Raw genomic sequence first — 25,782 nt, forward strand, 5'->3', positions numbered from 1 at the left:
GTGTCCAAGAACCTCCTGCGCGCCGCCGCCGTCCTCGCCCTCGTCGCCGCGGTGGCCACCCCCGCCGCCGCGGCCCCCGCGCCGGAGCCGGCGCCCGCGGCCGTGACGGCGCCGGCCACCGGGTCGTCCGTGACCACCTCCGCCCTCAAGGGCTCGGCGCGGCTCGGCTACGAGGTGGGCACGGAGACGGTGCGGGTCAGCGTCGACGCCCACGCCACCTATGAGCGCGGCTCGGTCCCCACCCGCTCCTGGGGCACCTTCCGCATCTCGCACGTCATCGACGGCCGGGACTACTGGGGCGACTTCGAGGTCGACTGCCTCCGCACCGGCGGCCCCACCGCCACCGTGACCGGCCGTCTCGTCCGCACCAGCCCGGGCCACCCCTGGAACGAGGCATTCGACCCGCACACCCGCATGGGTCTCAGCTTCTTCGTCCCCGGCAACCACGCCAGCGGCCCGGCCCGGGTCGGCCTCGGCGCGCCGGCTCCCAAGGGGCAGCCGCTTCTCACGCCCTGCATGGCCCCGGCAGCGGACATGCCGGTCACCGAGGGTGGCTACACCCTCGGCGACCGGCACGCCTGACCCCGTACGGGGTGCCTACAGGTACTTCTTCAGCTCGCGGCGGGCCAGCGAGCGCTGGTGCACCTCGTCCGGCCCGTCCGCGAGCCGCAGCGTCCGTGCCGCCGCCCACAGTTCGGCGAGCGGCGTGTCCTGCGAGACGCCGCCGGCGCCGTGCAGCTGCACCGCCCGGTCGATGATGTCGACGACCGCGCGCGGGGTGGCGATCTTGATCGCCTGGATCTCGGTGTGGGCGCCCCGGTTGCCGACCGTGTCCATCAGCCAGGCCGTCTTGAGGACGAGCAGCCGCAATTGCTCGATCGTCACCCGGGCGTCCGCGATCCAGTTCTGCACGACGCCCTGCTGGGCGAGCGCCTTGCCGAAGGCGGTACGGGACACCGCGCGCCGGCACATCAGCTCCACGGCCCGCTCGGCCATGCCGATCAGCCGCATGCAGTGGTGGATGCGGCCCGGACCGAGGCGGGCCTGGGCGATGGCGAAGCCGCCGCCCTCCTCGCCGATCAGGTTGGCCGCCGGGACCCGGACGCCGTGGAAGAGCACCTCGGCGTGGCCGCCGTGGTAGTGGTCCTCGTAGCCGTACACCTTCATCGCGCGCCGCACCTCGACGCCGGGCGTGTCGCGCGGGACCAGGATCATCGACTGCTGGCGGCGCGGGTCGGGACCGTCCGGGTCGGTCTTGCCCATGACGATGAAGATCCGGCAGTCGGGGTGCAGGGCCCCGGAGATGTACCACTTGCGTCCGTCGACGACGTAGTCGTCGCCGTCCCGCCGGATCCGGGTCTCGATGTTCGTCGCGTCGGACGAGGCCACCTCGGGCTCGGTCATCGCGAACGCGGACCGGATCTCGCCGCTGAGCAGCGGCTCCAGCCACTGCTTCTTCTGCGCCTCGTCGGCGAACTGGGCGAGCAGCTCCATGTTCCCGGTGTCCGGGGCGGCGCAGTTGAGGGCGGTGGGGGCGAGCTGCGGGCTGCGGCCGGTGATCTCGGCGAGCGGCGCGTACTGGAGGTTGGTGAGCCCGGCCCCGTACTCCTCATCGGGGAGGAAGAGGTTCCACAGGCCCTGGCGGCGCGCCTCGGCCTTCAGCTCCTCGACGACCGGCGGCACGTCCCACGGCGAGGCGAGCGTGGCGCGCTGCTCCTCGGCGACGGCCTCGGCGGGGTAGACGTGCTCGTCCATGAAGGCGAGGAGTTTCGCCCGCAGCTCCTCGGTGCGGGCGTCGAACGCGAAGTCCATGACGGATTCAGCCCTTCTGCAGCGTGGTCAGGCCGTGCTCGATGAAGACGGGGACGAGCTCGCCGATGCGGTCGAAGCCGGCGCCGACGGTCTGGCCGAGGGTGTAGCGGTAGTGGATGCCCTCCAGGATCACGGCGAGCTTGAACCAGGCGAAGGCCGTGTACCAGGAGAGGGCGCTCGTGTCGCGGCCGGAGCGGGCGGCGTAGCGCTCGACCAGCTCGGCGACGGCCGGGTGGCCGGCCGCGCTCGCCGTCGTGGAGATGGGGGAGTCCGGCAGGTCGAGCGGCGTGCTGTACATGACGAGCAGGCCGAGGTCGGTGAGCGGGTCGCCGAGCGTCGACATCTCCCAGTCGAGCACGGCCCTGATCCGGTCGTCGGCGCCGATGAGGACGTTGTCGAGCCGGTAGTCGCCGTGGACGACGGTGGGCGCGGGGGAGGCGGGCAGCCCTCGGCCGAGGGCGGCGTGCAGCTCGTCGATGCCGGCCAGCTCGCGGCCCCGGGAGGCGGCGAGCTGCTTGCCCCAGCGGCGCAGCTGCCGGTCGAGGAAGCCCTCGGGCCGCCCGAAGTCGCCGAGCCCGACGGCGGCCGGATCCACGGCGTGCAGGTCGACCAGGGTGTCGACGAGGCCGAGGACGGCGGCACGGGTGCGCTCCGGGCCGAGCGGGGCGAGTTCGGCGGCGGAGCGGTACGGGGTGCCCTCGACGAAGTCCATGACGTAGAACGGCGCTCCGAGCACCGTCTCGTCCTCGCACAGCACGACCGTCTCCGGCACGGGCACGGCGGTGGCGTGCAGGGCGCTGATCACCCGGTGCTCGCGCTTCATGTCGTGCGCGGTGGCCAGCACGTGGCCGAGCGGCGGGCGCCGCACGACCCAGCGGCCGGTGCCGTCGGTCACGGCGTACGTGAGGTTCGAGCGGCCGCCCTCGATCAGCCGGGCCGTGAGGGGTCCGGCGACCAGGCCGGGCCGCTCGCGGTCGAGGAAGCGGCGCAGCTGCTCCGGGTCGAGACCGGGAACGGGGCCTGGGGGCGGTGCGGAGCTCATACGGGCGTACCTCCGGGGTCGGCGTCGCGCCCATCATGACCGACCAGTCGGTATGTCGTCCAGAGCGAGCCGCGGGAAGCCCCGGGTGACCACGTTCACCCGGAGCCCCTCGCCGGGTCAGGCGTGGCAGGCGACCGGCTTCCCGCCGTTCATCGCGGCCATGTCCATGAAGACGGTCATCGCGTCGAGCGGGTGCCCCTCCGGCAGGCCGTCCAGCTCCGCGTACGCGCGGTGCAGGTTGGCGACGAGCCGCTCGCTCTCCGGCAACGCCGCGAACTCGCCCAGGTCCGCCCGCCGGGCCGTCTCCAGCGGCGAGTTCCCCCTGGCCCGGCCGTCGGCCGCGAGTTCCCGGACGAACAGCAGATAGCGCTCGGTCGCGTCGTACGCGGAGGGATCGGTGATCCGGCCGTGCCCCGGCACCACCGTGCTCGCGTCCAGCGAGCGCAGCAGGTCGAGCGCCCGCAGCGAACCGGCCAGCGAGCCCATCGGCACGAACGGAGTGCCGCCGTTGAAGATCAGGTCGCCGGTGAACACGATGCCCTGCTCGGGGAGGTGGACGATCGAGTCGCCCACCGTGTGCGCCGTGCCCGGGTGGATCACCCGTACCTCGGTCTCCCCGACGTACAGCGTCAGCCGGTCCGAGTACGTGAGGTGCGGCGGCTCGATGTCGACGTGCCCCCAGTCGGTCTGCGGCCACAGCAGGTGCAGCTGCCGCCCGGCGGCCAGCTGCTCGGAGCGGCACAGCTCGTGCCCGATGATCCGGGCCTCCGGCAGGAACACCCCGTTGCCGTAGGTGTGGTCGCCGTGGTGGTGCGTGGTGACGATGGTGCGGGGCAGCGCGAAGCCCGCGTCGAGGACGGCCGCGCGCAGCAGCCGGGCCCGGCGCTCGGTGGCCGCGGTGTCGACGAGCAGCGTCTCGCCGTCGGGCCGCCCGTCGCCGACGAAGCCGGCGTTGTTGAGGCACCAGCCGCCGTCGGGCTGGACGAAGGCACGGACGTTCGGCGCGAGCGCGACCACATAGGGATCGGTGGCAGACAAAGGGTTCCCCCGGACGATGAGAGTCCAACCGGACAGCGGAAGAGTGCCAGTTGCCCCAGGTCAGAGGGAAGCCGGAACCGGACGGTCCGCCGATTCCCGGGCGCCTCGGCGGACCATGGCTCGGATGACCACGGCTCGGATGACCGCGGCTCAGAAGCCCACGGCTCGGAGCTCGGGGGACTGCGGCTCAGAGGGCCGCCGCTCGGAGCTCGGAAGACCGTGGCTCGGAGCGCCGCCGCTCAGAGCACCACCACCGCGAAGGCCGCGAAGGCGATCGCGCACGCCGCCGCGAGCAGCGCGCTCCGGTGCGACAACTGCCGCGGCCGGGCGGCGCCGAGCGTCTGGATCCGGCGGTGCGCCACCGTCAGGAAGCCGATCCAGACGAGCGCCGACAGACTCGCCGCGACGAGACCGGCCGCCGTGACGCCGTCGTGGATGGCCTGCTTGCCGGCGAGCACCGCGACCACCGTGGCCGACAGCGTCGTACGCCGCCACGCGAGCCGCGTCCGCTCCGGCTGGAGTCCCGGATCCCGGGCGTCCGCCCCGTCGGCCGAAGGCGTCGTCACCGCCCGGCCCAGCCGAAGACCACGACCACCACCATCGCGAGCGCGACCACCGCGACCGCGAGGCTCAGCACGGTCGGGAAGCGCGACACCGGCAGGTCCTCGCCGCGCCGCATGGCCCGCTCGCAGCGCACCCAGTGGTTCACGGCGCGCAGCGCGCACAGCACACCGGAACCGAGCAGCGCGAGCGCGAGCCCGACCCGTACCCCCCAGCGCAGGTCCGGCAGGAACTGGTCCACGGCGAAACCGCCGCCGATCAGGGCGAGCGCGGTCCGGATCCAGGCGAGGAAGGTGCGCTCGTTCGCCAGGGAGAAGCGGTAGTCGGGGGTCTCGCCCTCCTCCCGGAGGCGCCGCGGCGCGAACCACAGCCGCAGGCTCTGTACGAAGTCGCTCACCCGGGCACCCTACTTGCCGCGGTGCGCGAGCAGCCGCTCGTACGCGGCCAGGCCGTCCGGCACCCAGCGCCATTCGGGGAGCCGCCGCGCCAGCTCGGCCTCCGGCAGGAAGGCGTGCCACGCCACCTCCTCGGCCTGCGGGTGGACGGGCAGGTCGCAGCGCACCTCGTAGACGGCCGACCACCACTTGCCGGCCACGCCGCCGGAGTCGTACAGGAAACGGAACAGCGGCACCGGGCGCGGGAGTCCGGCCACGCCGAGCTCCTCCTCGGCCTCGCGCAGCGCTGCGTCGTCGTAGGACTCGCCCGCGCCGACGACCCCGCCCACGAACATGTCGTAGAGGGACGGGTAGACCAGCTTGGTCGGGGTGCGGCGGTGCACGAAGACCCGCCCCTGGCCGTCCCGGACGTGGATGAACGTGCAGCGGTGGATCAGGCCGCGCGCGTACACCTCGCCGCGCGGGGCCTGTCCGATCACCTTGTCGTTCTCGTCGACGACGTCGAGTACCTCATCGGCAGCGCTCATGCGCCCATGAAATCACCGAACGGGCACGGCCCTACTGCCCCATGACGTACTTGACCGTCGGGCCGGTCGTCCAGCCGCCGTCCACGGCGAGCTCCGCGCCCGTCACGTACGAGGCCGCGTCCGACAGCAGGAACACGACGGCGCCGCCGATCTCGTGCGCCTCGCCGACCCGGCCCATCGGGGTGTTGGGGTACCTGCCCTCGCCCTTCTCGATGCCGACGGAGGCGGTCATCGGGGTGTACGTCATGCCCGGGTGGACCGAGTTGACGCGGATCCGCGCGGTGCCGAGCTCGACCGCGCCGATCTTCGTCAGACCGCGCACGCCCCACTTGGAGGCGCCGTAGCCGGCGGTGAGCGCCAGGCCCATCAGGCCGGCGGCGGAGGAGATGTTGACGATGGAGCCGCCGCCGGCCTCCTTCATCGCCGGTATCGCGGCCTTCATGCCGATGAAGACACCGGTCAGGTTGATGTCGAGGACCCTGCGGAAGTGTTCGACGGACTCGCTCTCCAGGAAGGCTCCGGCGGAGATGCCGGCGTTGTTCACCAGGCCGTGCAGACCGCCGAACTCGGCGACCGCGTACGCGACGGCCGCCGCCCACTCCTCCTCCGAGGTGACGTCGTGGTGGAGGAAGCGGGCGCGCTCGCCGAGCTCGGCCGCGGTCGCCTTGCCGTCCTCGTCCAGTACGTCGGTGATCACGACGTGGGCGCCGGCGGCCACGGCCTGCCGGGCGGCCTCGGCGCCCAGGCCGCGGGCGCCGCCGGTGATGAGGACGGTCTTGCCGGTGAGGTCGTTCATGGATGGTCCCTTCGGACGTCGGGGGAGGGGGTGGGGACGCTCCGGGGCTGTGCGGCCCGGAGAAGCGCGGTGGTCGTCTCGACCAGGTCGGCGAGGAAGAGCGGCTCGTCGATGAGCGGCTCGGCGCCGTCGAGGTACTGCCGGGCCCGGTCCGCCATCGCCGCGCCCACGACGGTCAGGGCCAGGTCGAGGCGCTCCCGGAGCAGCGGCTCCGGCAGCCCGTCGGCGGCCAGCCGGTCGGCGGTCCGCTCGATCAGGCGCCAGTAGCAGGTGCCCGCGAGCGTGGGGTGCGGGGTGCGGGTGCGGACCCCGCTCTCGTGGCTGAGCTGTGCGGAGATCCGCAGACAGCGCCGGCCCCGGTCGGTGGCGAGCTCGCTCGCCTCGGCCGTGACGAGGGCCGCGATCAGCTCGTGGAGGTCGTCGCCCCGCTCGCCGCCGACGGCGTCGAGGAGTGGGGCGAGCACCTGTTCCGTACGGGCCTGACGGCCGGCCATCACCGCGTCGAGGAGTCCGGCGCGGGAGCCGAAGTGGTACTGCACGGCCGAGGGGTTGCCCTGGCCGGCACGGGCCACGATGTCGCGGAGCTGGGCGCCGTCGACGCCCTTCGTCGCGAAGATCTCCTCGGCCGCGCGGATCAGTTTGTCCCGGGTCTCGGGTCCTGACGTCCTTGCCATGCCAGCCATATTAATGCTCGACATTAGAAAACGGGAGAGGGTGGCGGACGCGGCCGAAGGGGCCGGACCGTTGACTCGATACATTTGTGTATCCAAGATGCGGTCCATGCCTCATGAGCCGTACGACGCCGATGTGATCGTCATCGGGGCCGGCCTCGCCGGTCTCGTCGCCACCGCCGAGCTGGCCGCCGCCGGCCGCTCCGTCCTCCTGCTCGACCAGGAACCCGAGCAGTCGATCGGCGGCCAGGCCCACTGGTCCTTCGGTGGCCTCTTCCTCGTCGACTCGCCCGAACAGCGCCGGATGCGGATCCGCGACAGCCACGCCCTGGCCCTCCAGGACTGGTTCGGCACCGCCGGCTTCGACCGCCCCGAGGACGACGCCTGGGCCCGGAAGTGGGCCGAGGCGTACGTCGACTTCGCGGCCGGCGAGAAGCGGGCCTGGCTGCACGGCCTCGGTGTGCGCTTCTTCCCGGTCGTCGGCTGGGCCGAGCGCGGCGGCTACGACGCCACCGGCCACGGCAACTCCGTACCGCGCTTCCACATCACCTGGGGCACCGGCCCCGGCCTCGTCGCCCCCTTCGAGCGCCAGGTGCGCGAGGGCGTCGCCGGCGGCCTGGTCCGCTTCGGCTTCCGCCACCGGGTCACCGGCCTCGGCACCACCGCCGGCGCCGTCGACACCGTCACCGGCGAGGTCCTGGCACCTTCGAGCGTCCCCCGAGGCACCGCCAGCAGCCGCGAGGTCACCGGCGCGTTCTCGTACCGCGCCCAGGCCGTGATCGTCACCTCCGGCGGCATCGGCGGCAACCACGAACTCGTCCGCAGTCAGTGGCCCGCCCGCCTCGGCACCCCGCCCGCCCGGATGCTCTCCGGGGTGCCCGCCCACGTCGACGGCCTGATGCTCGGCATCGCCGAGAACGCCGGCGCGCACCACGTCAACCGCGACCGCATGTGGCACTACACCGAGGGCATCGAGAACTGGAACCCCATCTGGGCCCGCCACGGCATCCGCATCCTGCCCGGCCCGTCGTCCCTCTGGCTCGACGCCACCGGCAGACGGCTGCCCGTCCCGCTCTTCCCCGGCTTCGACACCCTGGGCACCCTCGAACACATCATGCGGACCGGCCACGACCACACCTGGTTCGTGCTCGACCAGAAGATCATCGGCAAGGAGTTCGCCCTCTCCGGCTCCGAACAGAACCCCGACCTCACCGGCAAGTCCGTCCGCGACGTCCTCGGCCGCGCCCGCGCCGACGTCCCCGGCCCCGTGCGCGCCTTCATGGACAAGGGCGCCGACTTCGTCGTCGAGCGGGACCTCGCCGCCCTCGTCCGCGGCATGAACCGGATCACCGGCGAGGACCTGATCGACGAGGCCGCGCTGCGCCGCGAGATCACCGCCCGCGACCGCGAGATCGCCAACCCCTTCACCAAGGACCTCCAGGTCACGGCGATCCGCGGCGCCCGCCGCTACCTCGGCGACAAGCTGATCCGCACGGCCCCGCCGCACCGCATCCTCGACCCCGCCGCCGGCCCGCTGATCGCCGTCCGCCTCAGCATCCTGACCCGCAAGTCCCTGGGCGGTCTGCAGACCGACCTCTCGTCCCGCGTCCTGACGGCCGGTGGCGAGCCGCTGCCCGGGGTGTACGCGGCGGGCGAGGCGGCCGGCTTCGGCGGCGGGGGCGTGCACGGATACCGCTCGCTGGAGGGGACGTTCCTGGGCGGCTGCCTGTTCTCGGGCCGGGCGGCGGGCCGGGCGGCGGCTCGGGCGGTGGGGTAGCGAACCCGGCTGGGGCAAGATGGTGCGGTGACAAAACGCATGTGGTTCCTGGCAGTTGGCACCGTACTGGCCCTGGGCGGACTGGCGGTCTTCCTCGTCCTGCGGGGCCTGGACGAGGCCGACAAGTGGAGCAGCGTGCTCAGCCTGTTCTTCACGGTGGCGGGCTTCGCGCTGGCGGTGGCGGGCTTCTTCGCGGGAGGAGCCGCCGGGCAGTCGGCGGACGGGGCGGTGGCCGGCGGGTCGCTGCGCCAGATCCGCGGGGTGAAGGGGGACGTGGTCCTCACGGCCGGGGGCGGTGGCGGTGGTACGGCTCCGGCCGCACCGCCCACGCCCGCCGGGCCCGGTCCGGGCGGCGGGAGCCAGTCGGCCCGGGGCGCGCGAACCGGCGGGGACCTGACCCAGATCGACGGGGTGGACGGATCGGTGCGTTCGTGAGGGCTCTGTTCAGGCGCTGGGGCCGGGGCCAGAGCGTCGAGAGGACCACGGCCACCGGCAACATCACCCTGATCAGCCAGGTCCAGGGCTCCGTCACGATCACGGACGGGCCCCCGCCGCCGGTGCACGACCCGGCCGAGGCCCTGGCGCGCTACGCCGCCCGGGTCCGCCAGCGCTACGGGCGTCTCGACCTGGAGGTCCTCACCCCGCTGCACGAGCAGGAGGAGCACCCGGCCGTCCGGCTGCACGACGTCTTCGTGCCCCAGTCCGTACGGGCCGACCCGCCCCCGGCCGAACTGCCCCAGGAACTCCTGCGCCGCCTCATGGACCCCCAGGAGGCCCAGCTCCACGAACTCCCGCCCGGCGTCGACGGCGAGACCGTCCAGCGCATCCGCCGTGCCTACCAGGACCGGCCCCCGGTCCCCGTCCTCGACGTCCTCGGCAGCCCCGACCACGACCGCCTCGTCGTCCTCGGCCACCCGGGCGCGGGCAAGTCCACCCTGGCCCGCTACCTGGCCCTCGCGCTGACCGCACCGGAGCCGCAGCCGGGTCTGGAGCCGCTGCACGGCCGGCTGCCGCTGATCGTCGAACTGCGGGAGTACGCCCAGGCCGAGTGGCGGGAGCGCGGCTTCGAGGACTACCTGGAGCACCAGTACGCGACGGAGACCCTCGGCCTGCCCCGGGAACTCCTCCGTCCGCGCCTCGAAGGCGACCACGGAGGCGTCCTGGTCGTCTTCGACGGCCTCGACGAGCTCTTCGAGACCGGCGTCCGCGACACCGTCACCCGCCGCATCGCCGGCTTCGCCGCCCGCTACCCCCGGGCTCGCCTCGTCGTCACCTCTCGCAGCCTCGGCTACCAGCGTGCCGTCCTCGACGGCGCGGGCTTCGCCGACTTCATGCTGCAGGACCTCGACCGCGACCAGATCGGCGCCTTCACCGAGCGCTGGTTCGCCCTGGCCTGTCCGGAAGACGCCGGGCAGGCGCGCAAACTCACCGAGCGCGTGCTCACCGCCGTCGACGGCTCCGCCTCCGTCCGCGAACTCGCCGGCAACCCCCTCATCCTCACCATCCTCGCCATCATCGGCCGCCGCCGCGAACTCCCGCGCGACCGCCGGGCGGTGTACGAGCACGCGGTCGCCGTCCTCGTCGAACACTGGGACCCCAGCCGGTACCTGAAGGACCGCCGCGTCGAGGAACACCTCCCGTACCTCGGCCCCGAGGACAAGCTCGAACTGCTTCGGCTGATCGCGCGCCGGATGCAGGAGGGGCAGGGCGGCATCGCGGGCAACCACATCGCGGGCCCGGACCTCATCCGGAGCTTCGAGACGTATCTGAAGGAGCGGTACGAACTCCCCACGGACCGGGCGACGGCCGCGGCCCGCATCATGCTGGACCAGTTCCGCGGCCGGAACTTCGTCCTCAGCCGGTTCGGCGGCGAGATCTACGGCTTCGTGCACCGGACGTTCCTGGAGTACCTGACGGCGGTGGACATCGCGCACCGCTTCAACCACGAGCGGGCGATCTCGGAGGAGGAACTGCGGGAGCTGTTCGCCACGAAGGTCGACGACGCGGCGTGGCACGAGACGTTGCTGCTGCTGGTGGGGCTGCTTGACGAGCGGTTCGTGGCGGGCGTGATCGAGCGGTTGCTGGCGCCGCGGGTGCCGGCGCGGCCGCTGGCGGAGGAGGACGACAGGGCGGCGGCGGGCCTGCCCTTCGCCGCCCGCTGCCTGGCCGAGGTGCGCAGGCCGGGACTGCTCACCGCCCAGGCGGACCTGATCGTACGGCGGCTGATCCGCCTCCTGGAGCTCTGCCGGGAGTACGACGAGGGCTACGACGCGGACAGCCCCGGCCTCCAGGACGTCGCGCTGGCCCTCGCCGGGCTGGGCGAACACGCGGGCGCCCGGCGGCACTACCTGGAGTGGCACGACGAGTGGTGCCGGGGCAACGAAGCCCTGGGGCGCCGCGCCGTCCACCGGGGCGTCGGCATGGAGGCCGCCGAGATCCGCCTCCATCTGCTCCGCGCCGGCCCCGAGCCATGGGCCGAGGCCGTCCGCCGGGAGGCCCTGCACAACCCGGACCCGAGCACACGCGTGGTGGCCGCCCTCAGGGCGGTCGACACCGGCCTGCCGGAAGCGTGGGAGCTGATGCGCCAGGTCGTGGCCCGTGACCCGCACCCCGCCGTCCGGGAAACGATGGCGGAGCAGCTCGGCTACGAACCCGAACCGGGAGCGGAGACCGTGCCCTTCCTGCTCGACCGGCTCCGGGACGAAACGGACCACAAGGTCCGGGACGGGCTTGTCGCCGCCCTCACGCGGGCGGCGCTGGAGGCGCCGGAGGCGCACACGTGGCTGCTGAGCACGCTGCGGGACGGCGATGCGGAGACACGACTCGGTGCCGTCCGGGGAATCACCCTGAACCAGATGACCGACCGGGACATCCACTCGCTCCTGGTCCGGGCCGCCGGGAACGGCACCCCGGACGTGCGCGTGAGCGCCCTGGGAGCGGTGTCGCTCTTTCCCGGCGCGGACGAGGGCCGGGAGCTGCTCGACCTCGCGCTCTCGCAGGCCGAGCACGCCGAACAGGCGAGCGTGCGCCTGGCGGCCCTGGCGGCACTGGCCCGCCTCTCCGACCGGCATCCCGAGCTGCGCCGGGTCGTTCTGGAGCGGGCGCGGCACGACCCCGACCCGCAGGTCAGGAGCGGGATCGTGGAGGTCGTCGGCCGGGAGCGGGTGTGCCGGGACGAGGCACCGGAGCTGTTCCTCGATCTGGCGCTCGGCGACGCCGACCCGGAGGTCAGGGCGGAGACACTGCGGGCCTGGCGCTTCGCCCCCTTGCACGACGACGACGCGATCACCGCCGTCGTGGCGCTGGCCCGGGCGGGCGGGACACCCGCGATCCGGACGGCCTCCGTCGAACTGCTGCTCCGGTTCGACGACCCGGAGGTGACCGACCTCGTCGAGCGGCTCGCGGTGGCCGACGGGAGCCCCGAGGCCCGGGCCGCCCTGCTCGCCTCGTTCCTCGGCCGGGCCGGGCGCGAGCACGGCACCCGCCTCCTCCACGACCGGGCCCTGCGCGATCCGGGCCCCGTCGTCCGCGCCGCCGCCCTGGACCTGCTCCGCGAGCGACGCCGCGCCCTCGCCACCCTCGTCCTCGCCCACGACCGGGCGGAGAACGACGAGGACCCGGACGTGCGTGTCACCGCACTCCGGGTCCTCGCCGACGCGGGCCGCGACGATCCGCGGACCCTCGACCTGCTCCGTACCGCCACCGACCGGGACGTCTCGGCCGACGTCCGGGCCCTGGCCGGGCGGCTCCTCACGATTCTCGAACGGGGGAGCCGCACGGGCAGGTAGTTGTCGAGGCCGGTGCTACACCACCAGCGACAGCAGCAGCACGAAGCCGATGCCGACCACCGAGATGATCGTCTCCATCACCGACCAGGTCTTGACCGTCTGGCCGACGCTCAGGCCGAAGTACTCCTTCACCAGCCAGAAGCCGGCGTCGTTCACGTGGCTGAAGAAGAGCGAGCCGGCGCCGATCGCCAGGACCAGCAGCGACACCTCACCCGTCGACATGCCCGCCGCGAGCGGGGCCACCAGGCCCGCCGCCGAGATCGTCGCCACCGTCGCCGAGCCCGTCGCCAGCCGGATCGCGACGGCGATCAGCCAGGCGAGGAGCAGCGCCGGGATGGACCAGCTCTTCGAGATGTCCAGGATCATCTGGCCGACGCCGATGTCGATCAGCGTCTGCTTGAAGCCGCCGCCCGCGCCGACGATCAGCAGGATGCCGGCGATCGGGGCGAGGGACTTCTCGACGGTGGAGGACAGCCGCTCCTTGGAGAAGCCGGCCGCCCGCCCCAGGGTGAACATCGCGACTATGACGGCGGCGAGCAGCGCGATCAGCGGGGAGCCGATGACGTCGGTGACCTTCTGCACGCCGTTGTCCGGGTTGTCGACGACGATGTCGACGAGGGCCTTGACCAGCATGAGGACGACGGGCAGCAGCACGGTCGCGACGGTGATGCCGAAGCCGGGGCGCTTCTCCAGCTCCTCGGACGGACGGGCGGCCCCACCAGAGTTCTGCAGCATCTTCTCGGGGGCGGGGACGTCCACCCAGCGGGCTGCGACCCGCGAGAAGAGCGGACCGGCGATGATCACGGTCGGGACCGCGACGACCAGGCCGAGCGCGAGCGTGATGCCCAGGTTGGCGCCGACGGCGTCGATCGCGACGAGCGGGCCGGGGTGCGGCGGGATGAGGCCGTGCATCACGGAGAGGCCGGCGAGGGCCGGGATGCCGATGCGCATCAGGGAGTAGTTGCCGCGCTTGGCGACGAGCAGCACCACCGGGATCAGCAGCACGATGCCGACCTCGAAGAAGAGCGGCAGGCCGATCACGGAGGCGATGAGGACCATCGCCCACGGCATGCTCCGGCCGGACGCCTTGGCGAGGATCGTGTCGACGATCTGGTCGGCGCCGCCCGAGTCGGCGAGCAGCTTGCCGAGGATCGCGCCCAGGGCGATGAGCACGCCCACGCCGGCCACGGTGTTGCCGAGCCCGGTGCTGAACGACTTGATGGTGTCCGCGAGCGGGGCGCCCGCGAACGCGCCGAGCGCCAGCGAGCCGATGGTCAGGGCGAGGAAGGCGTGCAGCTTGAACTTGGTGATGAGCAGGACGATGACGGCGATGCCGGCGAGCACGGCGATGCCGAGCTGGGCATGGCCGGCCGAGGTGATCGGTTCGGCGGCGTCCGCTGCCAGCATCTCGACGCTGAGACTGGTCACGGGGGGTCCCTAGGGGGTGAGGGGGACGGGGGACAAGGGGGTGCGGGATCAGACGGTGGTGAGCCGGCGCAGCGCGGCGACGGCCCGGGCGGTGATCTCTTCGGGGGTGCCGGCGACGTCGACGGCGACGCCGGCCTCGTCCGCCTGCAGCGGCTGCAGCGTGGCGAACTGGGAGTCGAGGAGCGCGGTCGGCATGAAGTGGCCCTTGCGGGCCGCCATCCGCTGCTCGATGAGCTCCCGGTCACCGGTCAGGTGGAGGAAGACCACGCCCGGGGCGGCCGCACGCAGCCGGTCCCGGTAGCTCCGCTTCAGCGCGGAGCTGGACACCACCCCGCCGAGCCCGGCCCGGCTGTGCGCCCACTCCCCGATGGCGTCGAGCCAGGGCTCCCGGTCCGTGTCGTCGAGCGGGATGCCGGCGGACATCTTGGCCACGTTGGCCGGCGGGTGGAAGTCGTCGCCCTCCGCGTACGGGAGGCCGAGCGCCTCCGCCACCAGCGGGCCGATCGTGGTCTTGCCGGTCCCGGCGACGCCCATCACGACGAGGACGGGGTGGGGGGTGGTGCTCATGGGGGGTGCCTCGCTGTCTTCTTCGACATCGATTCGTCGATCCGTCGCGCTCATGAAACCCATTTGGTACGACGTATTCAAGGCTCTGTGACAAAAAAGTCGTACTTAATGTTCCCCGCGTGATCATCCAAGTGCGGACGCATAGGCTTGCGGACATGACGACACCGGCCGCTCAGGGGCTCCATCCGCACGTGCTGACCTCCCTGGGCCTGGCCATCACCGCGGGGGAGTTCCCGCCCGGCACCGTGCTCCGCTCCGACGAGCTCGCCGAGCGCTTCGACGTGTCACGGACCGTGGTGCGCGAGGTCGTGCGGGTCCTGGAGTCCATGCACCTGGTCGAGTCCCGGCGCCGGGTCGGCGTGATCGTGCTGCCGACCGAGCGGTGGAACGTGTACGACCCCCAGGTCATCCGCTGGCGGCTGGCCGGCGCCGACCGCCCGCGTCAGCTGCGCTCGCTCACCGTCCTGCGTTCCGCGATCGAGCCCGTCGCCGCCGGTCTCGCCGCGCTGAACGCCGACCCCGAGCAGTGCCGCGAACTCACCGAGCAGGCCCTCGGCATGGTCGCCACCTCGCGCGGCCGGCGCCTGGAGGCGTACCTCGTGCACGACATCGCCTTCCACCGGGTCATCCTCAACGCCTCGGGCAACGAGATGTTCGCCCGGCTCGGCGACGTGGTCGCCGAGGTGCTCACCGGCCGCACCCGGCACCAGGTGATGTTCGAGGACCCGGACCCGGCCGCCGTCACGCTGCACGTCCAGGTCGCCGAGGCCGTACGGGAGAAGGACGCGGCCCGCGCCGAGGAGCTGACCCGCCAGATCGCGGTCGGCGCGCTCAAGGAGCTGGACGTCCTCGCGCCGTGACATACGGCGTACACGCGCGATATACCGCTGCGTAACCTCTGAAGTAGCTCAAATACGGGCGTTCAGTGATATCCGTCACAGTCAGCAACCGCCCGTAGCCGTGAGGATGTGCGCTGGCCGTGCCGGACCCCCCACAAGGGACGCGCGAGGGCACGGCCGGGTACCGCACAGACCCTCCCCCCTCACGAAGGCGAACAACTCCATGAGTGACCGCATCACTGCGGCCGACCCGCTGTCCGCCACCCCGGCGGCCGGCGCGGCGGCTCCCTCGACGTCCTCCCACGTCGACGCCGGCGACGCCGGATACCGCAAGGACCTCAAGTCCCGGCACATCAACATGATCGCCATCGGCGGCGCCATCGGCACCGGTCTCTTCCTGGGCGCCGGCGGCCGCATGCACAGCGCCGGACCGTCGCTCTTCATCGCGTACGCGGTCTGCGGTCTGTTCGCCTTCTTCGTCGTCCGGGCCCTGGGCGAGCTCGTGCTCTACCGCCCCTCCTCCGGCGCCTTCGTCTCGTACGCCCGTGAGTTCATGGGCGAGAAGGGCGCCTACACGGCCGGCTGGCTGTACTTCCTCAACTGGTCGACCACCGCCGTCGCCGACATCACGGCGGCCGCCACCTACGCCCACTTCTGGTCGATGTTCAGCAGCATCCCGCAGTGGGTGCTCGCGCTGATCGCCCTCGCCATCGTGCTCACCGCCAACCTCATCTCGGTGAAGTACTTCGGCGAGATGGAGTTCTGGTTCGCGATCGTCAAGGTCGCCGCGCTCGTCGCCTTCATGATCGTCGGCATCGTCCTGGTCGTGACCTCGCACGACGTCGGCGGCCACACCCCGGGCCTGCACAACATCACCGAGAACGGCGGCATCTTCCCCAACGGCGTCATGCCGATGCTGCTCCTGATCCAGGGCGTCGTCTTCGCCTACGCCTCCGTCGAGCTGTGCGGCGTCGCCGCCGGTGAGACCGAGAACCCCGAGAAGATCATGCCGAAGGCGATCAACTCGATCATGTGGCGCGTCGGCCTGTTCTACGTCGGCTCGGTCGTGCTGCTCGCGCTGATCCTCCCGTACACCGCGTACACCGGCGACCAGAGCCCCTTCGTCACCGTCTTCGACAAGCTCGGCATCCCCGGCGCCGCCGGCGTGATGAACCTCGTCGTCCTCACCGCCGCGCTCTCCAGCCTGAACTCGGGCCTCTACTCCACCGGCCGCATCCTGCGCTCGATGTCGCTGAGCGGCTCCGCGCCCAAGTTCACCGGCGTGATGAACAAGGGCGGCGTCCCGTACGGCGGCATCCTGCTCACCGCGGGCTTCGGCGTCGCCGGTGTCGTCCTCAACTTCGTGATGCCGGGCGAGGCGTTCGAGCTCGTCCTCAACTTCGCCTCCATCGGCATCATCGGCACCTGGGCGATGATCATGATCTGCTCGCTGCTCTTCGTGCGCCGCGCCAACGAGGGCAAGCTCGTCCGCCCCACCTACCAGCTGCCCTGGGCCCCGTACACGCAGATCGTGACCCTGGTCTTCCTCGGCGCGGTCCTGGTCCTGATGTGGATGGACGGCGGCGTCGGCCGCACCACGGTCAACTGCCTGCCGCTCATCGCCGCGGCCCTGGTCGGCGGCTGGTACCTGGTCCGCGGCCGGGTCCGCGCCACCGCGGCCGCCAGCCAGGACTGACCCTCCGGCCGGCCCCGGCCCCCACGGCTTCCCCCCACGGGAAGAACGAGGCCCCCGCGAGCGACGCGCTCGCGGGGGCCTCACCTCTTGTCCTACGGGGCGGGGTCAGCGACCGCCGTGCCCGTGACCGTCGCCGTGGCCCGGACCCTGACCGCCACCGTGGCCGCCGTCATGACCGCCCGCGTGCCCGTGGCCCAGCGGCAGCACCTCCGGCGGCATCACGACGAACGGCCGCATCATGCCCATGTCCTCGTGCTCGAGGAGGTGGCAGTGGTACATGAACCGGCCGTACGACCCGTCGAACCGGCCCATCACCCGCACCAGCTGCCCGCCCGGCACCCGGAACACGTCCTTCCAGCCCTGCTCGTTCGGCGGCACCGGCACCGGCTGCTCCGTGTCGCAGCGCACCGGCGCCAGCGTCCCGCCGACCGTCGCGTCGAAGCCGTCCGCCACGTACGCCTCCCGCGCCATCACCTGGAAGTCCGCCAGATGGATGTGCATCGGGTGCAGCACCGGAGCCGGCCCCAGGTTGAGGAACGACCACTGCTCGTACGAGCCCTCGCCGATGGTGAAGCCGAGCCCGTCGTTGAACGTCCGGGCGGTCCGCCGGTACATGCGCACCTTGCCGTCCGCCGCCTGGACCTGGATCACCCCGTTCGTCGGCACCCGCACCGCGGGCTGCTCGTGCTCCGGGACCTCCTCCATCTCCCAGATCTCCGGGTGCCCGCCGCCCCCGACCGTGGTCGGCGGCGTCAGCACCACGAGCCGGTGCCCGTGCTCGATCCTCGCGTGGTCGTAGCGCCGGAAGGACCCGGAGAGCAGCGCCGGCAGCTCGAAGCCGTCGGGCTCCGCGCACGCGCCCACCCGGAACTCCATGACCTGCGGATACGGCACGTTCAGCGCCGCGTCCGCGACGCCCGGCTCCCGGCCCGGAGCCTTGTTCACCAGACGCAGGGTGCGCCCCGCGAGCCCCCGGAAGTCGATCAGCAGGTCGAAGCGCTCGGCCGGCGAGATCGTCAGCGTCGCGACGTCGCCCGCCCCCTGCGGCCCCTCCGCGAAGTCGAACGTGGCCGGGCGCGGCAGCAGACCGCCGTCGCTGCCGATCTGGTGCACCACGCCGGACACCGGCCGGTCGTCCTCGTCGACGAGCACCAGGTCGTACGTCCGGGCGTTGGACGCGTTCACCAGACGGAAGCGGTACCAGCCGTCCTGGACCTCCAGGTACGGCCAGATCGTGCCGTTGACCGTCGTGTACGGGCCGAAGAACGGCAGCGCCACCGGCTTGCCGGTCTCCGGGTGGGCCGCCACCAGCCGGGTCGTCTTGTGCAGCAGCCGTCCGTTGAGCTGCCCGTCCTCGTCGGTGTCCAGGTTCCGGTCCGCCAGGATCAGCGGCAGCTCCCGTTCCCCGGACGGCAGACCGAGCGCGTCCTCCTCCTCGTCACGGACGAGATAGGTGCCGACCAGACCCGCGTAGACGTTCCAGCGGGTGATGTTCATGGCGTGGTCGTGGTACCACCACTGCACCGCCTGGTGCTCGTTCGGGTACTCGGACAGCTGCGCGTCGCCGAAGCCGACCCCGTTGTCGGTCCAGCCGTCGTTGCCGCCGCCGGTCTGCGCCCCGTGCAGATGCGTCACCGTCCAGGCCGGCAGCGCCGCCACCTCGCGGATCGGCTCCGCGCCCTCCCGGCCCGGCCGGTTGTGCGGATCGGGCTGCCCGTCGGTGCGCGGCACCTCGACCGCGGTGACCGGGTACTCGCTGCCCTTCGGGATCCGGTTGGTCCACGCCACCCGGATCCGCTGCCCCCGCCGCACCTCGATCGTCGGCCCGGGCACGCTGCCCTCGTACCCCCACATCAGCGTCGGCGGCAGCTGACGGTGCATCCGCACCCAGGTCGGCCGCAGCGCGATCCCGACCTCCTCGCCGTCCCCCGGACGGAGCACCGGCGGCACGCGTAACGCGTCCGCGTACGGCTCGAGTTCACTGGTCATGTGTTCCCCCTGAGGCTGTGTCATGCCTGTACATGCCTGTACCGGGAGAGACATCGAACGCAGCGGCACGGGTTCCGGTCTGCGCGTAACCTGGCCGTAATCGTCACATCCGTAACGCGGGTTGCCGTTTCGTCGGAAGGAAGCCACGATGGCGCAGCAGGTCCAGGGGGTCGTCGCCCCCGGCAGGAACGAGCCGGTCCGGGTCGAGACGATCGTGATCCCCGATCCGGGACCTGGCGAGGCCGTGGTGAAGATCCAGGCGTGCGGGGTCTGCCACACCGACCTCCACTACAAGCAGGGCGGGATCAACGACGACTTCCCCTTCCTGCTCGGCCACGAGGCCGCCGGCATCGTCGAGTCGGTCGGCGCGGGCGTCACCGACGTCGCCCCCGGCGACTTCGTGATCCTCAACTGGCGTGCGGTGTGCGGCCAGTGCCGGGCCTGTCTGCGCGGGCGTCCCCAGTACTGCTTCGACACCCACAACGCCAAGCAGAGGATGACCCTGCTCGACGGCACGGAGCTGTCGCCGGCCCTCGGCATCGGCGCCTTCGCCGAGAAGACCCTCGTCCACGCCGGCCAGTGCACCAAGGTCGACCCCGCCGTCGCCCCCGAGGTCGCGGGCCTCCTCGGCTGCGGCGTGATGGCCGGCATCGGCGCCGCCATCAACACCGGCGGCGTCGGCCGCGGCGACACCGTCGCCGTCATCGGCTGCGGCGGCGTCGGCGACGCGGCCGTCGTCGGCTCCCGCCTCGCCGGAGCCGCCCGGATCATCGCCGTCGACATCGACGACCGGAAGCTGGCCAAGGCGAAGGAGATGGGCGCCACCCACACCGTCAACTCCCGCACCACCGACCCGGTCGAGGCCATCCGCGAACTCACCGGCGGCTTCGGCGCCGACGTCGTCATCGAGGCCGTCGGCCGCCCCGAGACCTACCGCCAGGCGTTCTACGCCCGCGACCTCGCCGGCACCGTCGTCCTCGTCGGCGTCCCCACCCCCGAGATGAAGCTCGAACTCCCGCTCCTCGACGTCTTCGGCCGCGGCGGCGCGCTCAAGTCCTCCTGGTACGGCGACTGCCTGCCGTCCCGCGACTTCCCGATGCTCGTCGACCTGCACCAGCAGGGCCGCATCGACCTCGGCGCCTTCGTCACCGAGACCATCGGCCTCGGCGACGTCGAGAAGGCCTTCGCCCGCATGCACGAGGGCGACGTGCTCCGCTCGGTGGTGATCCTCTGATGGGCGCCCGCATCGACCACCTGGTCACCTCCGGCACCTTCAGCCTCGACGGCGGCACCTGGGACGTCGACAACAACGTCTGGATCGTCGGCGACGACACCGAGGCCGTCGTCATCGACGCCGCCCACGACGCCGACGCCATCCTGACCGCGCTCGACGGCCGCGCCCTGCGCGCCATCGTCTGCACCCACGCCCACGACGACCACATCGACGCGGCCCCGGCCCTCGCCGCCGCCACCGGCGCCCGGATCCTGCTCCACCCCGCCGACCAGCCGCTGTGGAAGCTCACCCACCCCGACCACACCCCCGACGGCGACCTCGCCGACGGCCAGGTCCTCACCATCGCGGGCACCGACCTGCGCGTCCTGCACACTCCGGGTCACGCCCCGGGCGCGGTCTGCCTGTACGCCCCCGACCTGGGCACCGTCTTCACCGGCGACACCCTCTTCCAGGGCGGCCCGGGCGCCACGGGCCGGTCCTTCTCGGACTTCCCGACGATCGTCGACTCGATCCGCACGAAGCTGCTCACGCTGCCGTACGAGACGGTGGTCCGCACCGGCCACGGCGACAGCACCACGATCGGAGCGGAGGCCCCGCACCTCGAAGAGTGGATCAAGCGAGGCCACTGAGCGGGCGCCTGCTCATGAAGCGCCTCGGCTCACCCGTGAACGGGTCGGTGAAGACCAGCGACCGCGCGAGCAGCTGCAGCGGCCGCCCGAAGTCCTCCGGCCCGTCCTCGCGCACCACCGGATAGACCGGATCGTGCAGGATCGGCAGCCCGAGCGCGTTCATGTGCACCCGCAGCTGATGGGTCCGCCCGGTCACCGGCACCAGCCGGTACCGGGCCAGGCCCCCGGCGTGAGTGAGGAGCTCGATCCGGCTCTCGGCGTTCGGCTCGCCCGGCACCTCCAGAGCGGCCATCACGCCGGGCTCCTTCTCGATGCGGCTGCGCACCGTCACGGGCAGCTCCACCGCCGGATCGTACGGAGCCACCGCCTCGTACGCCTTGTGCACGAGCCGGTCCCGGAACAGCGTCTGATACGCCCCCCGGTCCTCCGGCCGTACGACGAAGAGCACGAGGCCCGCCGTCAGCCGGTCCAGCCGGTGCGCGGGCTGCAGCGCCGGCAGCCCGAGATCCCGCCGCAGCCGCGCCATCGCGGTCTCCGTCACATGCCGCCCGCGCGGCATCGTCGCAAGGAAGTGCGGCTTGTCCGCCACCACGATCCGCTCGTCCCGGTACACGACGCCGATCCCGAACGGCACCGGCGTCTCCGCCGGAAAGTCCCGGTGGAACCAGAGGAACCGGCCCGCGGCGTACGGCTCGTCGCCGGTCACGGGGCCGTCCGTGCCCACGAAACGCCCGTCCCGCAGCATCTCCTCGACCCGCCCGGGCCCGATCGCCCCCGCGTACCGGTCGAGGAGATGGTCCCGTACGGTCCCCCAGACCCCCTCCGGATCATCCGGAAGCCGCACCCGCACCGGATCGATCCCGTCCCGCTGGGGGAGGGGCGAGGAAGGGGCCTTGGATCTGCGTCGCACCGGTCCTACCGCCGTACCTAACAAGAAGGACCCCACATGATGTGGGGTCCTTCGCTGGTGTCCGAGGGGGGACTTGAACCCCCACGCCCGATAAAGGGCACTAGCACCTCAAGCTAGCGCGTCTGCCATTCCGCCACCCGGACAGGTGATCTTGTCTTCCGGGCCGCTCGGCCCTTCCGACGAGGAAAACCATAGCAAACATCCGGGGTGGCCGATCACCACCCCCTCCGGGTCCCGGCCGTGTGACGGGCGCATGTCGGCCGACGGCCGCTCTTGGGTCCCGAGGGGGCACGCGGGAGGATGGGGGAGATCACCAGCCAGCACATGGGGCACGTAGCGGAAGGAAGCAGCGTGAGCGAGTCGAACACCGGCCGGGGCGTGACGGGCGAGGACGAGGTCGTCGACCTGTGCCGGGACCTGATCCGTATCGACACGAGCAACTACGGCGACCACTCCGGGCCGGGCGAGCGGGCGGCCGCCGAGTACGTCGCCGAGAAGCTCGCCGAGGTCGGCCTCGACCCGAAGATCATCGAGTCGCACAAGGGGCGGGCGTCCACCGTCGCCCGGATCGAGGGGGAGGACCCGTCGCGGCCCGCCCTGCTCATCCACGGCCACACCGACGTCGTCCCGGCCAACGCCGAGGACTGGACCCACCACCCCTTCTCCGGCGAGGTCGCCGACGGGTGCGTGTGGGGCCGCGGCGCCGTCGACATGAAGGACATGGACGCGATGACCCTCGCGGTCGTCCGCGACCGGCTGCGCAGCGGCCGCAAGCCGCCGCGCGACATCGTGCTCGCCTTCCTGGCCGACGAGGAGGCCGGCGGCACCTACGGCGCCCGCCACCTGGTCGACAAGCACCGCGACCTCTTCGACGGCGTGACGGAGGCGATCGGCGAGGTCGGCGGCTTCTCCTTCACCGTCAACGAGAACCTGCGGCTCTACCTGGTCGAGACCGCGCAGAAGGGCATGCACTGGATGCGGCTCACCGTCGAGGGCACGGCGGGCCACGGATCGATGACCAACAACGACAACGCCATCACCGAGCTGTGCGAGGCCGTGGGCCGCCTCGGCCGGCACCAGTGGCCGGTGCGGGTGACCAAGACCGTGCGCAGCTTCCTGGACGAGCTGTCGGACGCGCTCGGCACGCCCCTCGACCCCGAGGACATGGAGGCCACGCTCGCCAAGCTCGGCGGCATCGCCAAGATGATCGGCGCCACCCTGCGCAACTCCGCCGCCCCCACCATGCTCGGCGCCGGCTACAAGGTGAACGTCATCCCCGGCCAGGCCACCGCGCACGTCGACGGCCGCTTCCTGCCCGGTTACGAGGACGAGTTCCTGGCCGACCTCGACCGCATCCTCGGCCCGCGCGTCAAGCGCGAGGACGTGCACGGCGACAAGGCCCTGGAGACCAGCTTCGACGGCGACCTGGTCGACGCGATGCAGCTCGCCCTGCGCGCCGAGGACCCGATCGCCCGCGCCGTGCCGTACATGCTGTCCGGCGGCACCGACGCCAAGTCCTTCGACGACCTCGGCATCCGCTGCTTCGGCTTCGCGCCGCTCCAGCTGCCGCCGGAGCTCGACTTCGCCGGCATGTTCCACGGCGTCGACGAGCGGGTGCCGGTCGACGGCCTGAAGTTCGGCGTCCGGGTCCTCGACCGGTTCATCGACGCGAGCTGACGATCGGAAAATCGACCACCCGTGCAGGGCTTACCGGAAAGAGTGAATGCCCAAAGGCCCTCGTAGCCCCATGAGTTCCCCCTCGTTACAGGTGATGCGGTCCGCGGCTGGGGCCGCATTTGCCAACAAGGAGGAATAATGATCAAGAAGGTCGTCGCTGCTGCGGCTGCCACCGGCGGTCTCGTTCTCGCGGGTGCGGGCATGGCCGTTGCCGACGCGGGTGCCCAGGGTGCGGCCATCGGTTCCCCCGGTGTCCTCTCGGGCAACGTGGTCCAGGTGCCGGTGCACGTTCCGGTCAACGTGTGCGGCAACACGGTCTCCATCATCGGGCTGCTGAACCCCACCTTCGGCAACACCTGCATCAACGCTGACTGACGTTGTGCCTCGACCCCTGAGGGGCTGAGCCAAGGCCGGCCCCGGAGTGCGTGCCATGCACTCCGGGGCCGGTGGTCATTTCTCGCGGGCCGACCGGGCCCGGAGCAGGCAGGGAAGCAGGTCTACAGCAATGCGACAGGTCACACGCATCACCCGCAAGAGCATCATCACCGTCGCCGCGGCGGGCGGCATGATCGCCCTCGGCGGCGGCTACGCCCACGCGAGCGCGGGCGCGAGCGGCACGGCTGCCGACTCGCCGGGCGTCGCCTCCGGCAACACCGTCCAGGTCCCGGTCCACGCACCGGTCAACATCTGCGGCAACACCGTCAACGGTGTCGCGCTCCTCAATCCGGCGTACGGCAACTCGTGCGCCAACAAGAGCGGTTCGGGCGGGGGCTACGGCGGCGGCTCCGGCTCCTCCGCCGACGGCCACGCCTCCCACTCCCCGGGCGTCGCGTCCGGCAACACCGTGCAGGTGCCGATCGACGCGCCCGTGAACGTCTGCGGGAACAGCGTCAACGGCGTCGGGCTCGGCAACGCCGCCTACGGAAACGACTGCGGCAACGGCAGCGGCCCCGGTGGCTACGGCGACGACAGCCCCGGTGGCTACGGCGACCAGCCGACGCCCCCCGGGACTCCGCCCGGCACGCCGCCGGGAACTCCGCCCGGTACGCCGGGCACGCCGCCCAGCACGCCCGGGACCCCGGGGACTCCTCCCGGCACGCCCGGGACCCCGGACACGCCCGGCGACCAGGGCGGCCAGCACCCGGGCCACCCCGGCACCCCTGGCACTCCCGGTCAGTCTCACGGGCCGAACACGCCCGGTACGCACACGGTCACGCAGGGCCGACCCGGCGGGGAGCTCGCGCACACCGGTGCCGGGACGCTCGGCCTGGCCGTCCCCGTCGGCGCGGGCATGCTGCTCGCCGGCTCCGTGATCTACCGCCGGGCCCGCCGCGGCGCGTAGCCCGTACCCGGCAGCCCGTAGTGGCACGGAAACCGAAGGGGCCCCGCAGCGCGGGGCCCCTTCCTCATGTCACCAGGTGGCGCGGATCTGACGGATGATGCGCCGCCTCAGCCGCACCTTGCGGCTCCCGTCCCGGCGCAGGCTCAGGCGGTCCAACTCCCAGTGTCCGTACTCGGCATGGTCGGTCAGGAGCCGCGTGGCCTCCTTGCGGGAGACGCCGCGCGGCACGTACACGTCGACAAATTCGTATTCCGGCATCGCATCTATTGTGCGGCCAAGGGCCCGGTACGGATAGCGTCTCTCCTATGTCTGATGCTGCGCAGCCCACCGCTGCCGAGGTACGCGCCGCCGCCGAGGCGGTCAAAACCGCACTGGACCGTCACCTCGCTGCGGTCGAACGCCGCACCGGGGAGGACGACCCGGCCGTCTACGAGGCGTTCAACGAGCTCGCCGCGGCGGCGGACGCGTACGACGAACTCCTCTACGCCCGGCACGACGAGGTCACCCCCTTCGAGATCCCCGACGTCAACGACTCCCTGCCGCCCTACGCGGGACCCGAGGAGCCGCACGCGCTCAGCGTGCTGATCCGGCGGGACTACGCCGTGGTGGAGCCGCAGCGGCTCATCGCCCAGGCCCGGCGGGTCACCGACCTCGACCGGGAGGACGAGCCGGCCACCACCCACGCGGCGCTCGGCGTCCTCTTCGGCGAGTACGAACCGGACGAGATCGCCTCCCGGCACAAGGACTTCGGCCTGGAGGAGGGCGACTCCACGCTCTGGGTCGAGGCGGCCGAGGAACTGCAGGAACCGGGGGAGTGGCTGAACGATCCCTTCGACCACGTCGATCCGGAACGGATCGTCTGCCGCTTCGACGTCAGCGCCGTCTTCGACGAGGAGGACGGCGTCGAGGACAGCGAAGACGAAGACGAAGACGAAGACGAAGACGAAGAGGAAGAGGAGGGCGACGAGCTGGTCGGGGAGCCGGCGGGCGCCTGAACGACCGCCTGCATGATCGCCTGGACGATCGCCTGGACGACGGAGGGGCCCTGCCCGTGCGGGCAGGGC

The 25,782-nt window shown here is 72.2% G+C and carries 25 protein-coding genes and 1 tRNA gene; 12 read left to right on the forward strand and 14 right to left on the reverse strand.

Going from position 1 to position 25,782, the window contains the following annotated elements; all coding sequences use genetic code 11:
* Positions 1-582 carry a hypothetical protein gene (locus ACWEV0_RS12825; RefSeq protein ID WP_453149036.1) on the forward strand — a complete coding sequence of 194 codons (582 nt, stop codon included), beginning with the start codon at positions 1-3 and terminating at the stop codon, positions 580-582.
* A 15-nt stretch (positions 583-597) separates the two neighbouring features.
* On the opposite strand, the gene ACWEV0_RS12830 is transcribed toward ACWEV0_RS12825, so the two are convergent.
* From ACWEV0_RS12830 to ACWEV0_RS12865, 8 genes are all read right to left on the reverse strand, one after another.
* Positions 598-1,812, reverse strand: coding sequence for an acyl-CoA dehydrogenase family protein (locus tag ACWEV0_RS12830; RefSeq protein ID WP_453149038.1), 1,215 nt, complete (start codon positions 1,810-1,812; stop codon positions 598-600).
* A 7-nt stretch (positions 1,813-1,819) separates the two neighbouring features.
* Positions 1,820-2,854, reverse strand: a complete 1,035-nt coding sequence (locus tag ACWEV0_RS12835) for a phosphotransferase family protein (protein WP_453149040.1) — start codon at positions 2,852-2,854, stop codon at positions 1,820-1,822.
* Between the two features lie 117 nt (positions 2,855-2,971).
* Positions 2,972-3,892 (reverse strand): MBL fold metallo-hydrolase, encoded by a 921-nt coding sequence (locus ACWEV0_RS12840; RefSeq protein ID WP_453149042.1) that lies wholly within the window; start codon positions 3,890-3,892, stop codon positions 2,972-2,974.
* Between the two features lie 239 nt (positions 3,893-4,131).
* A complete protein-coding gene (locus ACWEV0_RS12845; RefSeq protein ID WP_453149044.1) occupies positions 4,132-4,458 on the reverse strand; it encodes a DUF202 domain-containing protein in 327 nt (108 codons plus the stop codon).
* Complete coding sequence (locus ACWEV0_RS12850; protein ID WP_453149045.1) at positions 4,455-4,850, reverse strand: YidH family protein; 396 nt, start codon at positions 4,848-4,850, stop codon at positions 4,455-4,457. The genes ACWEV0_RS12845 and ACWEV0_RS12850 overlap by 4 nt, the downstream gene beginning before the upstream one ends.
* A 9-nt stretch (positions 4,851-4,859) precedes the next feature.
* Positions 4,860-5,375, reverse strand: coding sequence for an NUDIX hydrolase (locus tag ACWEV0_RS12855; RefSeq protein WP_453149047.1), 516 nt, complete (start codon positions 5,373-5,375; stop codon positions 4,860-4,862).
* A 31-nt stretch (positions 5,376-5,406) separates the two neighbouring features.
* Positions 5,407-6,171: a glucose 1-dehydrogenase gene (locus tag ACWEV0_RS12860; protein ID WP_453149049.1), complete on the reverse strand. Its 765-nt coding sequence runs from the start codon at positions 6,169-6,171 to the stop codon at positions 5,407-5,409.
* Positions 6,168-6,845 (reverse strand): TetR/AcrR family transcriptional regulator, encoded by a 678-nt coding sequence (locus ACWEV0_RS12865; protein WP_453149051.1) that lies wholly within the window; start codon positions 6,843-6,845, stop codon positions 6,168-6,170. The genes ACWEV0_RS12860 and ACWEV0_RS12865 overlap by 4 nt, the downstream gene beginning before the upstream one ends.
* A 106-nt stretch (positions 6,846-6,951) precedes the next feature.
* On the opposite strand from ACWEV0_RS12865, the gene ACWEV0_RS12870 reads away from it, so the two are divergent.
* The 3 genes from ACWEV0_RS12870 to ACWEV0_RS12880 are packed head-to-tail and all read left to right on the forward strand — an operon-like array spanning position 6,952 to position 12,407.
* Positions 6,952-8,619: an FAD-binding dehydrogenase gene (locus ACWEV0_RS12870; RefSeq protein ID WP_453149052.1), complete on the forward strand. Its 1,668-nt coding sequence runs from the start codon at positions 6,952-6,954 to the stop codon at positions 8,617-8,619.
* 27 nt (positions 8,620-8,646) lie between these two features.
* Positions 8,647-9,054, forward strand: coding sequence for a hypothetical protein (locus ACWEV0_RS12875; RefSeq protein ID WP_453149054.1), 408 nt, complete (start codon positions 8,647-8,649; stop codon positions 9,052-9,054).
* On the forward strand, positions 9,051-12,407 hold the full coding sequence (locus ACWEV0_RS12880; protein ID WP_453149056.1) for a HEAT repeat domain-containing protein: 3,357 nt from the start codon (positions 9,051-9,053) through the stop codon (positions 12,405-12,407). The genes ACWEV0_RS12875 and ACWEV0_RS12880 overlap by 4 nt, the downstream gene beginning before the upstream one ends.
* A 15-nt stretch (positions 12,408-12,422) precedes the next feature.
* Here ACWEV0_RS12880 and ACWEV0_RS12885 read toward each other — a convergent pair whose 3' ends face one another.
* Together ACWEV0_RS12885 and ACWEV0_RS12890 are read right to left on the reverse strand one after the other, a co-directional pair.
* The gene (locus tag ACWEV0_RS12885) at positions 12,423-13,835 is read right to left on the reverse strand and encodes a GntP family permease (RefSeq protein ID WP_453149058.1); all 1,413 of its coding nucleotides are present in this window, start codon (positions 13,833-13,835) and stop codon (positions 12,423-12,425) included.
* 48 nt (positions 13,836-13,883) lie between these two features.
* Positions 13,884-14,402, reverse strand: coding sequence for a gluconokinase (locus ACWEV0_RS12890; protein ID WP_453149060.1), 519 nt, complete (start codon positions 14,400-14,402; stop codon positions 13,884-13,886).
* Positions 14,403-14,557: 155 nt separating this feature from the next.
* Here ACWEV0_RS12890 and ACWEV0_RS12895 point away from each other — a divergent pair, with 155 nt between their 5' ends.
* Complete coding sequence (locus ACWEV0_RS12895; RefSeq protein ID WP_453149062.1) at positions 14,558-15,262, forward strand: FadR/GntR family transcriptional regulator; 705 nt, start codon at positions 14,558-14,560, stop codon at positions 15,260-15,262.
* Positions 15,263-15,464: 202 nt separating this feature from the next.
* The gene (locus ACWEV0_RS12900) at positions 15,465-16,937 is read left to right on the forward strand and encodes an amino acid permease (RefSeq protein ID WP_453149064.1); all 1,473 of its coding nucleotides are present in this window, start codon (positions 15,465-15,467) and stop codon (positions 16,935-16,937) included.
* 105 nt (positions 16,938-17,042) lie between these two features.
* Here ACWEV0_RS12900 and phsA read toward each other — a convergent pair whose 3' ends face one another.
* Positions 17,043-18,926 (reverse strand): O-aminophenol oxidase PhsA, encoded by a 1,884-nt coding sequence (gene phsA, locus ACWEV0_RS12905; RefSeq protein WP_453149066.1) that lies wholly within the window; start codon positions 18,924-18,926, stop codon positions 17,043-17,045.
* Positions 18,927-19,074: 148 nt separating this feature from the next.
* Here phsA and ACWEV0_RS12910 point away from each other — a divergent pair, with 148 nt between their 5' ends.
* Together ACWEV0_RS12910 and ACWEV0_RS12915 are read left to right on the forward strand one after the other, a co-directional pair.
* Positions 19,075-20,160, forward strand: a complete 1,086-nt coding sequence (locus tag ACWEV0_RS12910; RefSeq protein WP_453149068.1) for an S-(hydroxymethyl)mycothiol dehydrogenase — start codon at positions 19,075-19,077, stop codon at positions 20,158-20,160.
* Positions 20,160-20,789, forward strand: coding sequence for an MBL fold metallo-hydrolase (locus ACWEV0_RS12915; RefSeq protein WP_453149070.1), 630 nt, complete (start codon positions 20,160-20,162; stop codon positions 20,787-20,789). The genes ACWEV0_RS12910 and ACWEV0_RS12915 overlap by 1 nt, the downstream gene beginning before the upstream one ends.
* Here ACWEV0_RS12915 and ACWEV0_RS12920 read toward each other — a convergent pair.
* Together ACWEV0_RS12920 and ACWEV0_RS12925 are read right to left on the reverse strand one after the other, a co-directional pair.
* Positions 20,773-21,699 (reverse strand): RluA family pseudouridine synthase, encoded by a 927-nt coding sequence (locus tag ACWEV0_RS12920; protein WP_453149071.1) that lies wholly within the window; start codon positions 21,697-21,699, stop codon positions 20,773-20,775. The genes ACWEV0_RS12915 and ACWEV0_RS12920 overlap by 17 nt on opposite strands.
* A 55-nt stretch (positions 21,700-21,754) precedes the next feature.
* Positions 21,755-21,842, reverse strand: a tRNA-Leu gene (locus ACWEV0_RS12925).
* A 208-nt stretch (positions 21,843-22,050) separates the two neighbouring features.
* Between ACWEV0_RS12925 and ACWEV0_RS12930 the strand changes: the two genes are divergently transcribed.
* From ACWEV0_RS12930 to ACWEV0_RS12940, 3 genes are all read left to right on the forward strand, one after another.
* Entirely contained in the window at positions 22,051-23,376 is a 1,326-nt protein-coding gene (locus ACWEV0_RS12930) for a M20/M25/M40 family metallo-hydrolase (RefSeq protein ID WP_453149073.1), read from the forward strand.
* Between the two features lie 138 nt (positions 23,377-23,514).
* Positions 23,515-23,751, forward strand: a complete 237-nt coding sequence (gene chpH, locus ACWEV0_RS12935; RefSeq protein WP_451606495.1) for a chaplin ChpH — start codon at positions 23,515-23,517, stop codon at positions 23,749-23,751.
* A gap of 130 nt (positions 23,752-23,881) precedes the next feature.
* The gene (locus ACWEV0_RS12940) at positions 23,882-24,718 is read left to right on the forward strand and encodes a chaplin (protein WP_453149075.1); all 837 of its coding nucleotides are present in this window, start codon (positions 23,882-23,884) and stop codon (positions 24,716-24,718) included.
* A 69-nt stretch (positions 24,719-24,787) separates the two neighbouring features.
* Here the strand turns inward: ACWEV0_RS12940 and ACWEV0_RS12945 are convergent, their stop codons facing one another.
* Positions 24,788-24,976 (reverse strand): DUF5703 family protein, encoded by a 189-nt coding sequence (locus ACWEV0_RS12945; RefSeq protein ID WP_451606497.1) that lies wholly within the window; start codon positions 24,974-24,976, stop codon positions 24,788-24,790.
* A gap of 47 nt (positions 24,977-25,023) precedes the next feature.
* Between ACWEV0_RS12945 and ACWEV0_RS12950 the strand changes: the two genes are divergently transcribed.
* The gene (locus ACWEV0_RS12950) at positions 25,024-25,713 is read left to right on the forward strand and encodes a hypothetical protein (protein ID WP_453149077.1); all 690 of its coding nucleotides are present in this window, start codon (positions 25,024-25,026) and stop codon (positions 25,711-25,713) included.
* The last annotated feature ends 69 nt before the right edge of the window (positions 25,714-25,782 follow it).

Source organism: Streptomyces sp. NPDC003943 (assembly GCF_053605265.1).